Source organism: Alterluteimonas muca (assembly GCF_021191595.1).
Lineage (GTDB): Bacteria > Pseudomonadota > Gammaproteobacteria > Xanthomonadales > Xanthomonadaceae > Luteimonas > Luteimonas muca.
The window spans coordinates 531149-544417 of record NZ_JAIWPS010000001.1 but is presented as its reverse complement, the minus strand read 5'-3'; the positions used below and the strand labels follow the sequence as shown (position 1 = coordinate 544417).

Here is a 13269-nt window from a genome sequence, read left to right as displayed (position 1 = left end):
CATGGCCATGCTTCCGCACACCATCCTCACCGACATCGAGGGCACCACCAGCAGCATTTCCTTCGTCAAGGAGGTGCTGTTCCCGTACGCGCGCACGCGGCTGGCGGACTTCATCGCCGCCAACGCCGAAGACCGCGAGGTGCGGCGCTGGGTCGATGCCGTGGCCGGCGAGGCCGGCGTGTCCAGCGACGCCGAAGTGGTGGCGATCCTCGAGCAGTGGATCGACGCCGACCGCAAGCACACCACGCTCAAGGCGCTGCAGGGCCTGCTGTGGGCCGAGGGTTACCGCGGCGGCGACTTCACCGCGCATGTCTACCCCGATGCGGCGGAGAAGCTGCGCGCCTGGCACGCGGCAGGCCATCGGATCGCGGTGTACTCCTCGGGCTCGGTCCCGGCGCAGAAGCTCTTCTTCGGCCACAGCGATGCCGGCGACCTCGGCGCGCTGGTGTCGGCCTGGTTCGACACCGAAACCGGCGGCAAGCGCGAGGCCGCGAGCTATGCGCGCATCGCCGGGGCACTCGATACCGCGCCGGACACCATCCTGTTCCTCTCCGACGTGGTCGAGGAACTCGACGCCGCCCGCGAAGCGGGGCTGCAGACCGTGCTGCTGGACCGCCACGAGGACTACCCGCAGCCGCGTACCGGCGACGCCACCGGCGGTCATCGCCGGGTCGAGCGTTTCGACGAAATCGACGCCGGGTGAGCGCGCGGCCCGTGCGCCGGCGATGGTCCCTGCCCGCGCTGCTGCTGTGCGCGCTGGTGGCACTGCCCGCCTGTGCGCAGCCGGTCGACGACGGATGGGCGGCGCGCGACCGCGAACTGATCGACGCGGCCCTGGCCGCGCTGCCGCCGCAGCGGCCCGGCATCACCGACCTGTACGTGCTGGGTGTTGCCGGTGACGGGCAGGAGGACGTGTTCCGCAATGAGGTCGAGCACCTGCAGCAGGTGGCGGCGACGCGCCTGGGCAATGGCGGGCGCACGCTTGCACTGGTGAACCATCCCGACAGCCTCGACGAGGCCGCGCCGCAGCCGTTGGCGACCGCTGCCAGCCTGCGCCACGCGCTTGCCGGGCTGGGCCGGGCAATGGACCCCGGGGAAGACGTCCTGCTGCTGTTCGTCACCACACACGGCAGCGAGGACCATGAACTCGCGATGGTGCTGCCGCCGATGATCGACGAGGGCATCGGCCCGGCGGACCTGCGCGCCGCACTCGACGACTCCGGCATCCGCCACCGCGTACTGGTGGTGTCGGCGTGCTTCTCCGGCGGCTTCATCGACAGCCTGCAGGGCCCCAACACCCTGCTGGTCACCGCAGCCAGTGCGGACCGCCCGTCGTTCGGCTGCGGTGCCGAGGCCGAGCTGACCTACTTCGGGCGTGCCTGGCTGGTGGACGGCCTCAACGCCACTCCTGACCCCATCGCCGCCTACGACGTGGCCACCCGGGCGATCGCCAGGCGCGAGCGCGAAGCCGGCTTCGAGCCTTCGCTGCCGCAGATCTCGGTCGGGTCACACATCGCCGCGCGCCTGCAACGGTGGCGGGCGGCGATGGAACCCGGGCTGCCGGTGCCGTTCATGGCACCCGCAACACAGCCGTAGACACCGCAGGCGACGCGCACGACGTGCGTGCCCCGCCCCAAGCGCAGTGCTCCAGCTCCGGACGGTCGCGGACAGAACGAATCAATCGTCCAGGCGTCGGCCTCAGTCGACCCACTCATCCAGCCGATAGGACGTACTTGCGCGCTGTTCGCCCTGCCAGCGGTCGAATGCCCGGACCTCGACGCGGTGCTCGCCGGCCGGCAGACCGGTCAGCAGTGCGCCTCGCCACAGATGGGTCGATGGCACCGCCTCGGGCGAGCGGTCGCGCCCGCGCAGGGCGTCGGCCAGGTCGTCGCGCGCGTTCTCGATGGTCAGCCGCGGGTCCGCTGCCTCGACGCGACGCATCGGCTGCCAGTCGCCTTCGCCCACGCGGAACTCGACCCGCGTGTCCGGCAGCCCCATGTAGACGTTGGCGTACACGCCCCAGGCCGGATAGGCCCCGCGGCGCAGGACACGCGGCGCATGCAGACCCATCGCGGTGGTGGCATCGCCGCCGTCGCCCACGCGCGCCGGATGCCAGGCAAGCGCGTAGTCGCCACCGCTGCGAACCAGCAGCGTGGCATGGCCGTTGGGCGTGCCGTCGGCCATGGTGGCGTCCGGAATGCCGGCGGCATCCGGCGCCCCGCTCCAGAACGCACCGCTGACCGCGCCGACGTTGAACTCGTGCAGCGGCTTCGCGCCAGACCATCCGCTGGCAGCGTCGTGGAACACATGCTGCAGCGTGTGGCGATGGCCACTCAGCACCAGCACCCGCGGGTGCGTGGCCAACAGGTCGTACAGGCGCTGGCGATCGGCGGGCCGGAAGGTCTCGCGTCCGGCCGGGGCATCGAACAGCGGCACGTGCATCAGCACCACCAGCAGGCGGTCGCGCGCCACGGTCGGCAGGTAGGCCTTGAGGAAATCGAACTGGCCGGGCCGCAGGCCGCCGGTGTAGCCGGAGCTGCCGGCGGGCTGTGCAATGACGTTGTCCAGGCCCACGAAGACCGCTTCCGGCTCCTCCCAGGCGAAGGTGTCCGGGCCGTAGACCGCCTGGAAGCTGTGCAGCGAGCGGGCGTCATCGGCGGGATCGAGATCGTGGTTGCCGGCCACGTGCAGCCATGGAAGCCCGAGCATGGTGGTCACCGCGTTGATCGCGGGATACAGCGACAGGTCGTCGTTGGCGACATCGCCGAGGGTCACCCCCAGCGCAGCCGTATGACGCCCGACCAGCGGTGCGACCACGTCGTCACGGTAGTAGCCGACCTCACGCAGGTCGCTGGTCTGCGGATCCGAGAACACCAGCACTTCCAGCGCGTCGCGCGTCACCGGCTCCGGACGCAGCACGAAGCTGCAGTCCGTGGCGTCGGGCTGTCGCCAGAAATCGGGCAGGCCCTCTCCGTTGGCGGGTGCCACGTGGCCCGCCGGCTTGATGACGAATACCGGAGCCTGCGGCGCCGCGGCGAACGCGAAGCGCCCATCGTCGCCGGTCGTGACGAGCTGCCTTCCATCCGAGACCCGGACCGCGGCGATGCCATCGCCGTCCGGATCGACGACGCGACCCTCCATGCAACTGGCGGCGACGTTGCCGCTGATCGCGGACAGCAGGAGGACGGACAGGATCGGTGTGCGCATCGCGATTCATGCAGTGGAAACGAACCGGCATTATGCGATCGCGCGATGACGGCACGTCGATCGACACGGACCACGTGGTCGCCGTGCCTCGGCGACGACGACGCCGTACTGCCCGTCGACATGGATCATGTCGCGGACAACGGCCGTTGCCGGCATGCGCCTTCTACAATGGCCGGTCCCTGACGACGGAACCCCCGAATGCGCCACACACTGCTGCCCGGCTGGTGGACAGGCTGGCTGGGCGTGATCGTGCCCCTCGCCCAGGTGGCGCTGGTGCTGCTGGTGGCGTGGCTGCTGCAGCGGCTGGTCCACCGCGTCGTGCTGCGCGTCAACGCACGCTACGACCTGCCGCCGCAGCTCGCCGTGGGTACCCGCCGGGTGCTCGGCTTCGTCATCTATGCCGCGGCCATCATGCTGATCCTCGAGCGGCTCGGCGTGTCCGGGACCGTGCTGTGGACGGCGTTCACCGGTTTCGCGGCGGTGGCAGCGGTTGCGTTCTTCGCGGCCTGGAGCGTGCTGTCGAACATCTTCTGCACCATCCTGATCTTCACCACACGCCCGTTCCGCCTGTTCGACCACGTCGAACTGCTGGAGAACGGTGAGAAGCCCGGGCTGCGCGGGCGCGTGGTCGACATCAACCTCGTCTACACCACGCTGCACGAGACCGGCGCCGAGGGAGCCGGGACCATCCTGCTGGTACCGAACAACCTGTTCTTCCAGCGCACGGTGCGGCGCTGGCGCGGGCCGCCGCCGGCACTGCCGCGCCTGCCGGGCCTGCAGGCGGACGGCGCCGATGCCCGTGCCGCAACCGCACGTGGCGGCGCACTCGACCTCGACGATTGAGCATGACCCCTGGCGACGTGCGGTTCCGATCCGGCCGGGCATGTCGGCCGGCTTCGCAGGCCACGTCCGGCGCGACTCCATCCAGCGCACACCGGCCTGTCCGGAACGCATCCCGCCCTACCGCAGCTGGCTGTCCTTGCTTCCACGCCGGTTGTAGCCGCTGGCCGCGAGTTGCTCGCGGTCTTCGGCTTCCTGGCAGCGCACGCACAGGCGCACGCCGGGCACGGCCTTCCGGCGCGCTTCCGGAATCGGCGCCTCGCACTCCTCGCAGTGGGTCAGGCCCGGACCCTGGCGCAGCTGGCTGCGCGCACGCTTGATCGCATCCTCGACGGTGGCGTCGATCTGCTCCTGCACGGCGCCATCGCCGGCCCATCCGGTTGCCATGTCCCAGCCTCCGCATCATCTGGAACCCCACCATATGGGGCCGCCCGTGACGCCGGCAACGTGATTCCGATGCGACGTTCAGCTGCGACCCTGCCATCGCCCCGTTACGATGGGCGCCGGCCAGATGGCGCTGCCAGCGGATCCACCCTGCATGTCCCGATTCTCCAAGGCGCGTCGCGATGCCCGGCGCAAGGACGAACCCGCGCGGCCGATCCGCCGCCTTGGCGATCCGCTGCGCCTGCAGGCGCGCCTGGCCGAACCGGGTGGTGAGACCGTTGCCGCCGCTGCCTTGCGCGATGGCGAGTGGCTGCTGCTGCTCGACGGCCGCACCGCGGCGCGTACCGACAGCGCGGCGATGGTGCTGGCGATGCTGCGCCATATCGCCCGTCGGCACGCCACGGGCGAGGCCGGACTGCAGCTGCGCTGCTCGCCGCAGTTGCGCGCGGCGGCGGCCGACGAGGCCGCAGCGCACGCGCGTACGCTGACCGAGCATCTCGACGCCCTGGAAGCGGAGCGCCAGACCCGGCACGTGACGGTGTCCTGATCGGCGTCGCGCGCCGATAATGGCGCCATGTCCGAAAGCCACCCAGCCGCCCTGCCCGGCGTCGCCATCGTCGGTGGCGGCCCGGCCGGCCTGATTGCTGCCGAAGTCCTGCGAGCCGCCGGGGTCGAGGTCGACCTGTTCGAAGCCAGGGGCTCGGTCGGCCGCAAGTTCCTGATCGCCGGCAAGGGCGGTCTCAACCTCACCCATTCCGAGCCGTTCGATGCATTCGTGGCGCGCTATGGCGCGCGCCGTGCGGCGGTGGCCGGCTGGCTGCAGCGCTTCGATGCCGACGCGTTGCGCGAGTGGGCCCGCGGGCACGGCGTCGAGACCTTCGTCGGCAGTTCCGGGCGGGTGTTTCCAAGCGATCTCAAGGCCGCCCCGCTGCTGCGCGGCTGGGTGCGGCGCCTGCGCGAATCCGGCGTGCGCTTCCACGTGCAGCACCGCTGGCTGGGCTGGGACGAAGACGGCGCACTGCGCTTCCAGACCGCGCAGGGCGAGCGCCGCCTGCAGGCGCGCGCCACCCTGCTCGCCCTGGGCGGCGCCAGCTGGCCACAGCTGGGCTCCGACGGCGCGTGGGTGGCACCGCTGCAGCAGGCCGGCATCGCCGTCGCTCCGCTGGAACCGGCCAACTGCGGCTTCGATGCCGGCTGGAGCACGCACTTCGCCGAACGCCACGCCGGCGCCCCGCTGAAACCGGTGGTGCTGCACTGGACCGACCTCCACGGCAGCGCACGGCAGCTGCAGGGCGAGTGCGTGGTGACCGCGACCGGCATCGAAGGCAGCGCGATCTACGCGATCGCCGCCGACCTGCGCGACGCCATCGCCCGCGACGGCGAAACCACGCTGTGGCTGGACCTGGCACCCGGCCGCGACGCTGCGCGGCTGGCGGCCGACCTCGCGCGTCCGCGCGGCAAGCGCAGCGCCAGCGAGCACCTGCGCCGCAACGCCGGCATCGATGGCGTGCGCGCCGGCCTGCTGCGCGAAGTCGCGGGCGCGGCATTGCCCGACGATCCGCATGCGCGGGCGACGCTGCTCAAGCGCCTGCCGGTGCGCCTGCTTCGCGCGCGGCCGGTGGCCGAGGCGATCAGCACGGCAGGCGGCGTGCGACTGGAAGCGCTCGACGCCGCACTGATGGCGCAGGCCCGGCCAGGCGTGTTTCTGGCCGGCGAGATGCTCGACTGGGAAGCCCCGACCGGCGGCTACCTGCTGACCGCCTGCTTCGCCAGCGGCGTGGTTGCCGCCGAAGGCATGCTCGCCTGGCTGGCAGATCATGGAACCGCGACCCCGGCCCGCGGCGCCGACACGGCAATGCGCTAGGCTGCCGCCGCCACTCCTGCACGTTCCCGGACTTCACCATGCGCCGCATTGCCGTCACGCCTGCCCTTCTCCTGGCCATCCTCGCGGCTCCCGCCGCGGCGTCGAGCTTCGCCGGCACCTCGGCCGGCGCCACATCGGGCGGCGTGTCGGCCTCGAGCGGCAGTACCTCCGGCAACGACAAGGTGCTGGTGGAAGCACGCAGCGACGCCGCCAGCTTCGTGGCCACCGACGGCCGCATCCGTGGCGTGCGCCTGGAAGCGGCGCTGCGCCACCTGCGTGCACAATCCGACGCCGCACGCGACGCCAGTGACCTCGCGCTCGCGAGGAGCATCCTCGCGCTGTGAGCCGTGTGCGCCACGCGGGCGCGGGCTGCAGGGTGCTGTCCATACTCGCGCTGTTGCTGGCCGTCCAGGCACACGCCGCGGCGTTGCCGATCACGCCGGCACCCACCGATGCCGCCACCCACGCCGCCGTCGGCGGACTGCTCGAACGCGCCGGGGACGTACTGCCGTCCGCGCTGCAGGCGCAGTTGCCGCCATTGCGCCTGGAGGTGGTCGATACCCTGCCCGCACATGTGCAGGGCCGGCAGCACGCGCACCGGATCCGGCTGCCACGACGGCTGGTCCTCGCACCCGCGGCGGACGGCGACGCCGATCCCGCACTGGCGGCGCTGCTGCACGAGATCGCGCATGTGCTCGACGCCCGGCTGCGGCTGTCACGCGATCCGCGGCTGCTCGATCTCGCCGGCTGGCAGCTGCGGCCGCGGCGGTTCGGCCTGCGCAACGCAGACAACCCGCTGCGCGACCGCAGCCCCGATCCGTACGAGCTGCACAGCCCGGCGGAATTCGTCGCGGTCAACTTCGAGCACTTCCTTCTGGATCCGGACTACCGCTGCCGTCGGCCGGCGCTGCATCGCCATCTCGCCATGCGGCTCGGGGTCGACGGTGAACACGCACCACTACGGCCGTGTGCGGATGCACTGCCGTTCGTGACCGCGAGCGAACACGGCGATCACCCGCCGCTGGACGCGCTCGACCCGGCGCGCGTGCACGCGGTCGAGTACCTGTTCGCCGAGCCCACGCATGCGCCGATGAGCCGCTGGGGCCACAGCATGTTGCGGCTGGTGGTGTGCGCGCCCGGCCGCACGCCCGGGCCGGACTGCCGTTTCGACCTTGCGCACCACCGCGTGCTGTCGTTCCGCGCGTTCGTCGACGACGTGCAGATCTCCAGCTGGCGCGGGCTCACCGGGCACTATCCGTCGCGGTTGTTCGTGCTGCCGTTGTCGCAGGTGGTCGAGGAATACACGCAGGTCGAGCTGCGCGGCCTGCGCGCAGTGCCGCTGCGGCTGCAGCAGGCCGAAATCGCGGCCTTGATCGAACGTGCGGCGCAGCTGCACTGGAACTACGACGGGCGCTACAGTTTCCTGGGCAACAACTGCGCGACCGAGACCTTCAAGCTGCTGCATGACGCCGTGCCACGCCTGGCGTCCGCGCGACTGGCGGCGATCACGCCGAACGGGTTGCTGCGCAAGCTGGAACGCCGCGGCATCGCCGATGCCTCGGTGCTTGCCGACAGGGACAACGCCATCCGGCACGGCCATCTCTTCCCCGCCGCGGACGCCCACTACCAGGCGCTGTTCGACGTGGCCGATGGCATGCTCGACCTGCCCGTACGCGACGCCCGCGCATGGCTGGCACTTGAAGCCGGTACGCGTACGCCGTGGCTGCAGCGTGGCGACCTGCGCAGCACCGCCGCGTTGCTGGTGCTGGAGGAGGCGGCGCTGCGCCGCGCCGAACTGCGCGCGTATGACGCCCTGAAACACCGACTGCTGCGCGCCGGCGACGCGGACGCAGCCACCGCCCGCGGCCTGGCCGAGGAGGTCCTCGCGGCCGAGGGCGTGCTGGTGCGCCCGGCGATGCTGCTGGCCCGGGTGCCGGGCTATGGACTGCCGCAGGCGGACGAGCTGACGGTCGCCGGCGAACGGGCGGCGACGCTCGATTCCGCACGGCGCGAACGGTCCGGCAACCTGCATGCACGCGCACAGGCGATGCTGCCGGCGGCAATGGCCGACGAGCTGGCAGCGATCCACGCCAACGTCAGCCGGACCACCGCACGCCTGCGCCGCCTCAGCGCCGGGGACGTGGCGTCGTAGCGCCGCTCCGCATCACCTCACGCAACGCACCCGCTGCAGCTGCAGTCCGTCGGGGCCGGTGATTTCGAGCGTATCGGCGTCGCGCAGGCGCAGGCGCTGTTCGGCCTCCCACTGTTCGCCCTCGCCCACATAGGCGAACACCACGGTCGCGATATCCTCGCCTTCGGGATGCACCGCGCGCGGGGTTCCCACACTCTCGTGGAAGTGGATCGCATCCGCGGCGATCGTGATGCCCCCGATGCTGGCCGGATCGGTGCACGCGGCCGCATCCGGCGCCCAGCGGCCGGTGAACGCGGCCGGCAACATCGGCATGTCGCGCTGCTCATCCGGCTCACCCGGCGCCGGCATCGACGCCGGGCGCGCGCACCCTGGATGCGGCCCGTCGCCGTCGACGGTCAGCTCGCCCGAGAACGGAAACGCCGCGCCGGACATGCTGTCCTCGCAGGGCGAGACCCGCACCACCGCCTCGACGCTGCCCGCGGCGTCACGGGCAATGACCGTGCGCGTGTCCCCCTCCACGGTGGCGCGCTCCACCGCCATGCGGCGCTCGCCGAGATCGACCCCGGTCAACACCAGCTCGCGAGCGTCCACCCGCGCCTGCAGGAACGGTTCGTTGGTGGCGATGACCAGATCCTGCTTCAGCACGGACCCATCGCCCACCGCAACGGCCGCAGGCAGCTGCGGCGGCGGCGCGTCGCCGACGTTCCGCGTCGGCTCACCGCATCCGCCCAGCAACGTGCACAAACCTGCAGCGATCAGGTACCGGAACCGGTGCATGGTGTCGTCCTCCAGATCGGGGATCGACAGGGTAATCGCCACGACGCCCGCTCCGCACCGTGCCCACGACACCCCGTCCAGGCCGAACGGCACCCGGACAGCCGGCGCCGCATGGCTAGAATCGTGCGACCACTGTCTTCCAGGAGCTGCCGTGCCCATCAGGTTCCGTCCCGCCCCGCTGGGGATCGCGCTCGCCACCGCGCTCACGCTCGCCGCCTGCTCCACGCCTGCCAATCCGACCGGCACGTCGCCCGCATCGACCACTGCGCAGGACGAGCGCGGCGTCGCCGCGTTCTTCGAGTCCTTTACCGACACATGGATGCGCCGCCAGCCGTCGTCGGCCACCGCCAGCGGCTATTTCGACGATCCGGCACTGCAGGCGGAAATGGACCGCCAGCTCACCCCGCAGACACGGGAATTCCGCCGCGAGACGGTGGCACTGGCGCAACAGGGCCTGGCGGAGCTGGCGCGCTTCGACCGCGCGGCGATGGATCCGACCGAACGCGTGTCCGCCGAACTGATGGCCTGGCAGCTGCAGAGCATCGTCAACGGCGAACAGCACGCCGATTCCGATTTCCCGTTGCAGCAGTTCAGCGGCGCCAATGTCGGCCTGCCGAACCTGATGACCGTCGTGCACCCGGTGCGCAACGCCCAGGACGCGGCGAACTACCTGTCCCGGCTGCGCCAGTTCGAGGCACGGATGGACGAAGCGACCGCGCGCTCGCGCGAGCTCGCCGCGCGCGAGATCCTGCCGCCGCGCTTCATCCTCGAAGCGACCATCGCGCAGATGCGCCAGTTCATCAGCCCCGCACCGGAGGCCAACCCGCTGGTGACCACGTTCGACGACCGCCTGGCGTCGGCGGAGGCGATCGATGCCGGCACCCGCCGGGCGCACGTGGCCGACGCCACAGCGGTCGTGCGCAACAGCGTCTATCCGGCATGGCAGCGCGCCATCGCGGCGCTGGAAGCGCAGCTGCCCGCCGCCACCGACGATGCCGGGCTGTGGCGGTTCGACGGCGGTGCCGAGGCGTACGCGCATCATCTGCGCCGGTTCACCTCCACCTCGCTCAGTGCCGAGGAGATCCACGAGATCGGCAGGCGCGAAGTGGCACGCATCGAAGGCGAGATGGACACCATCCTGCGTTCGATCGGCCGCACCGACGGCAGCGTCCGCGAGCGCATCGACGCACTGCGCAAGGACCTCGCCTACAGCAACGACGACGCCGGCCGCAAGGCGATCATGGACGACATCGAAACCATGATGCGCGACGCCGAACGACGTGCCGATGCGCTGTTCGACATCCGCCCGAAGACGGCGGTGATCGCCCAGCCCTATCCGGAGTACCGCTGGGCCAGCGCCGCGGCGAGCTACACCGCGCCGCCGCTGGACGGCTCGCGCCCGGGCGTCTACCAGATGCCGCTGCGCCCCGACCGGCTGACCCGCTTCGGCCTGCGCACGCTGGTCTACCACGAGGCGGTGCCGGGCCATCACTTCCAGGTGGCGCTGTCGGTGGAGAACCGGGCGCTGCCGAAGTTCCGCCAGACCCGTGCACTCGGTGGCATCTCCGCCTTCAGCGAAGGCTGGGCGCTGTACGCCGAGCGCCTGGCCGCCGAGGAAGGCTGGTACGAGAGCGATCCGGAAGGGCGGCTCGGCCAGCTCGATGCCGCGCTGTTCCGCGCCCGGCGCCTGGTCGCCGACACCGGCCTGCACGCGATGCGCTGGACCCGCCAGCAGGCGATCGACTACGGCATCCCGCCGTCGGAGGTCGACCGCTACGTGGTGATGCCGGGCCAGGCGACCTCGTACATGATCGGCCAGCTCGAGATCGTGCGCCTGCGCGACAAGGCCCGCGACGCCCTGGGCGAGCGCTTCGACCCGCGCGAGTTCCACAACCGCGTGCTGCTGACCGGCGTGGTGCCGCTGGAACTGCTGGAGCGCGAGGTGGATGCCTACATCGCGGAAGCCGCGCAGGCATGAAGGTCGCGCGGCGACGGCCGCTGGTGCTGACGGCGATGGCGCTGGCCGCTGCCGTACTGGGCTGGTGAGTGTTGCACACCCACCAGCCCGCCGCTCCGGCTGGAGCGGAGCCGGAGGCTGCAACCACCACGGCCCCCGCCGCGGCGTTCTCCAATCCACATCCGCCCCTTCCCGCTGGCACGTTCGACGCGAACCGGGCCGTGCTCGAGGACGCCGCGCAGCGTGGCGATGCGGAAGCCTCGTTCCGGATCGGCCAGGCCCTGGCGTACTGCCTGCGCTATCGCCCGGTCCCTGCCGCCCAGCTCACGCAGATGCTGGCCAGCGCCATCGCCGAGGTCGGTGACGCCGTGCGAATCGGTGGGCGGCCGGTCGGCGACGATCGCAACATCGACCTGTTCCTGTATGCGCATGCCGAGGGCGAACGGCTGTGCGCCGGCACCGACAGCCTGCGCGAGACGCCACCAGCCGGCACCGCCTACGGCCATATCGCCCGTGCCGCCGCCCAGGGGCACCCGGGCGCGATGGCGCTGTACCCGCAGGTCGCATTCGAGGAGTTCCAGGACCCGGCGGCGCTGGTGGACAACGCCACCAAGGTGGCGCGGCGGCGCGACCTCGCCAGGACCATGCTCGAGGCCGCCATCCGCGCCGGCGAGCCGGATGCCCTGCGCAACGCCGCGGGTGCCTATGCCAGCGATGGCTGGCTGCCCGCGGATCCGCCACGTGCCCTGGCCTACTGGTTCGCCTACCTCGGCACGCCCGATGGCCAGCGCCTTCCCGAGGGCCTGCGCATGGAGATGGAAACGAAGTTTCTGCACGGACAACCCGCGGACACGGTGGGCGAGGCCCGCGCCGTGCACGGCAACTCCTTGCAACGCATGACTGGCGCATGGGGGACCGCCGATGACACCTACGCGCGGACTTCTCCTCATCACCGCGGCAGCCCTGCTGGCCGCCTGTCAGCGCGACGATCCCCTGCCGGTCCCGCCGGAGGAGGCGGCGGAACAGCCCGCTGCCCCGGCAGACAGCGCCGAACTCGACTCCCTGCGCAAGGCGCTGGCCCCGGCGCGGATGCGGGCGCAGGACAACCTGTCATTTCCCGGCACTGACGACGCCATTGCCGAGAACCTACGACGATGGGCGATGCCGCTTGCGGAGTTCATCGCCGAATTCGAGCCGCTTGCAGCGGCCGGAGACACCGAAGCGACGCTGCTGGTCGGGAGCCGCCTGTCGCGTTGTCACAAGGCACTCGCCGACGACACGCCTGCCCGGCTGCTGCAGGAGCTCGAGCGCGAACAGGCGTGGCTCGAATCCCGCCCCGACATGCCCGGCCTCGAGGCGCGGCAGGCCAACATCGAGCGCCAGCTTCTCGAACGCCTGGAAAACCACGAGAGCTGCCGTGCGTTGCCTGCCGGCATGATCGAGCGCAGCTTCCAGCGCACCGAGCGCCTGGCGCTGTCAGGCGATACCGGTGCGCGCAGCTGGTACGTCGACTACGCGCTTGCCGGATTCCGGACCCGCGAGCAGGTGATCCGCCACGTGGAAGAGGTGGCACGCCGCCGCACGCACGCGCGCAGCTGGCTCGAGGACGCGTTGCAGGCGGGCGACGTATCCGCTCTGATCACCTACGCAAACCAGCTCAACGGGGTCTCCGGCGACAACCTGCTGTACCCGCCCGACGCGCGTGCCGGCATCGTGTATGGCTACGTGGGTGACCTGGTCCTGGCCCGACGCAACGCCACAAGCGCGTCGGACGGGGCGGAGCAGCGCATGCATCGCCAGCGTTACGACCACCTGTGGCGGGACGGCCCGCAGGGCGGCCGCGGTTCGTACAGCCAGGCCGAATGGGACGCGATCACGGAGGAAGGCCGGCAGCTCTACGAGCGCTCGTTCCGCTCCACGCAGGATTGACCGGTCGTAGCACGGGCGCGTGTGGCGGTAGCACATCACCCGGCGGCCCGGCAGTGACCGGTATGCCGCCAACCGGATGATCGTTGCCCGGCCCGCCAATGGCCTGTGCGAGTGACCCAAACGCAACAGGGCCGGATGACCCGGCCCTGTTGCCTGCAG

13 protein-coding genes are annotated in these 13269 nt (G+C 71.4%); 10 read left to right on the top strand and 3 right to left on the bottom strand.

Going from position 1 to position 13269, the window contains the following annotated elements:
• Positions 1-7 precede the first annotated feature (7 nt).
• On the top strand, positions 8-703 hold the full coding sequence (mtnC, locus tag LDO11_RS02420) for an acireductone synthase (protein WP_232140325.1): 696 nt from the start codon (positions 8-10) through the stop codon (positions 701-703).
• Positions 700-1596 (top strand): C13 family peptidase, encoded by an 897-nt coding sequence (locus LDO11_RS15815; protein WP_232140195.1) that lies wholly within the window; start codon positions 700-702, stop codon positions 1594-1596. The genes mtnC and LDO11_RS15815 overlap by 4 nt, the downstream gene beginning before the upstream one ends.
• Before the next feature lie 102 nt (positions 1597-1698).
• Here the strand turns inward: LDO11_RS15815 and LDO11_RS02410 are convergent, their stop codons facing one another.
• Complete coding sequence (locus LDO11_RS02410; RefSeq protein ID WP_435574588.1) at positions 1699-3213, bottom strand: calcineurin-like phosphoesterase C-terminal domain-containing protein; 1515 nt, start codon at positions 3211-3213, stop codon at positions 1699-1701.
• A 192-nt stretch (positions 3214-3405) separates the two neighbouring features.
• Here LDO11_RS02410 and LDO11_RS02405 point away from each other — a divergent pair, with 192 nt between their 5' ends.
• Positions 3406-4050: a mechanosensitive ion channel family protein gene (locus LDO11_RS02405; RefSeq protein WP_129135747.1), complete on the top strand. Its 645-nt coding sequence runs from the start codon at positions 3406-3408 to the stop codon at positions 4048-4050.
• Positions 4051-4167: 117 nt separating this feature from the next.
• Here LDO11_RS02405 and LDO11_RS02400 read toward each other — a convergent pair whose 3' ends face one another.
• The gene (locus LDO11_RS02400; protein WP_129135746.1) at positions 4168-4434 is read right to left on the bottom strand and encodes a DksA/TraR family C4-type zinc finger protein; all 267 of its coding nucleotides are present in this window, start codon (positions 4432-4434) and stop codon (positions 4168-4170) included.
• Positions 4435-4585: 151 nt separating this feature from the next.
• On the opposite strand from LDO11_RS02400, the gene LDO11_RS02395 reads away from it, so the two are divergent.
• From LDO11_RS02395 to LDO11_RS02380, 4 genes are read left to right on the top strand one after another with little or no spacing between them, the layout of a single operon-like run.
• Positions 4586-4978 carry a hypothetical protein gene (locus tag LDO11_RS02395; RefSeq protein WP_232140193.1) on the top strand — a complete coding sequence of 131 codons (393 nt, stop codon included), beginning with the start codon at positions 4586-4588 and terminating at the stop codon, positions 4976-4978.
• Between the two features lie 27 nt (positions 4979-5005).
• A complete protein-coding gene (locus LDO11_RS02390; protein ID WP_232140192.1) occupies positions 5006-6295 on the top strand; it encodes a TIGR03862 family flavoprotein in 1290 nt (429 codons plus the stop codon).
• A 38-nt stretch (positions 6296-6333) separates the two neighbouring features.
• Positions 6334-6639, top strand: a complete 306-nt coding sequence (locus LDO11_RS02385) for a DUF2388 domain-containing protein (protein WP_129135743.1) — start codon at positions 6334-6336, stop codon at positions 6637-6639.
• Between the two features lie 32 nt (positions 6640-6671).
• Positions 6672-8447 (top strand): DUF7844 domain-containing protein, encoded by a 1776-nt coding sequence (locus LDO11_RS02380; RefSeq protein ID WP_232140191.1) that lies wholly within the window; start codon positions 6672-6674, stop codon positions 8445-8447.
• 12 nt (positions 8448-8459) lie between these two features.
• Here LDO11_RS02380 and LDO11_RS02375 read toward each other — a convergent pair whose 3' ends face one another.
• Complete coding sequence (locus LDO11_RS02375) at positions 8460-9317, bottom strand: hypothetical protein (RefSeq protein ID WP_232140190.1); 858 nt, start codon at positions 9315-9317, stop codon at positions 8460-8462.
• A 58-nt stretch (positions 9318-9375) separates the two neighbouring features.
• Here LDO11_RS02375 and LDO11_RS02370 point away from each other — a divergent pair, with 58 nt between their 5' ends.
• From LDO11_RS02370 to LDO11_RS02360, 3 genes are all read left to right on the top strand, one after another.
• Positions 9376-11202: a DUF885 domain-containing protein gene (locus LDO11_RS02370; protein WP_232140189.1), complete on the top strand. Its 1827-nt coding sequence runs from the start codon at positions 9376-9378 to the stop codon at positions 11200-11202.
• 200 nt (positions 11203-11402) lie between these two features.
• Positions 11403-12308, top strand: coding sequence for a hypothetical protein (locus LDO11_RS02365; protein WP_232140188.1), 906 nt, complete (start codon positions 11403-11405; stop codon positions 12306-12308).
• A gap of 34 nt (positions 12309-12342) precedes the next feature.
• On the top strand, positions 12343-13110 hold the full coding sequence (locus LDO11_RS02360; protein WP_232140187.1) for a hypothetical protein: 768 nt from the start codon (positions 12343-12345) through the stop codon (positions 13108-13110).
• Positions 13111-13269 lie beyond the last annotated feature (159 nt).

What these genes read in the sequence shown, in the direction of transcription:
- LDO11_RS02390 (WP_232140192.1), top strand. Translation starts at nt 5,006, where the DNA reads ATGTCCGAAAGCCACCCAGCCGCCCTGCCCGGCGTCGCCATCGTCGGT.
- LDO11_RS02405 (WP_129135747.1), top strand. Translation starts at nt 3,406, where the DNA reads ATGCGCCACACACTGCTGCCCGGCTGGTGGACAGGCTGGCTGGGCGTG.
- LDO11_RS02360 (WP_232140187.1), top strand. Translation starts at nt 12,343, where the DNA reads ATGCCGCTTGCGGAGTTCATCGCCGAATTCGAGCCGCTTGCAGCGGCC.
- LDO11_RS02400 (WP_129135746.1), bottom strand. Translation starts at nt 4,434, where the DNA reads ATGGCAACCGGATGGGCCGGCGATGGCGCCGTGCAGGAGCAGATCGAC.
- LDO11_RS02385 (WP_129135743.1), top strand. Translation starts at nt 6,334, where the DNA reads ATGCGCCGCATTGCCGTCACGCCTGCCCTTCTCCTGGCCATCCTCGCG.
- LDO11_RS02395 (WP_232140193.1), top strand. Translation starts at nt 4,586, where the DNA reads ATGTCCCGATTCTCCAAGGCGCGTCGCGATGCCCGGCGCAAGGACGAA.
- mtnC (WP_232140325.1), top strand. Translation starts at nt 8, where the DNA reads ATGCTTCCGCACACCATCCTCACCGACATCGAGGGCACCACCAGCAGC.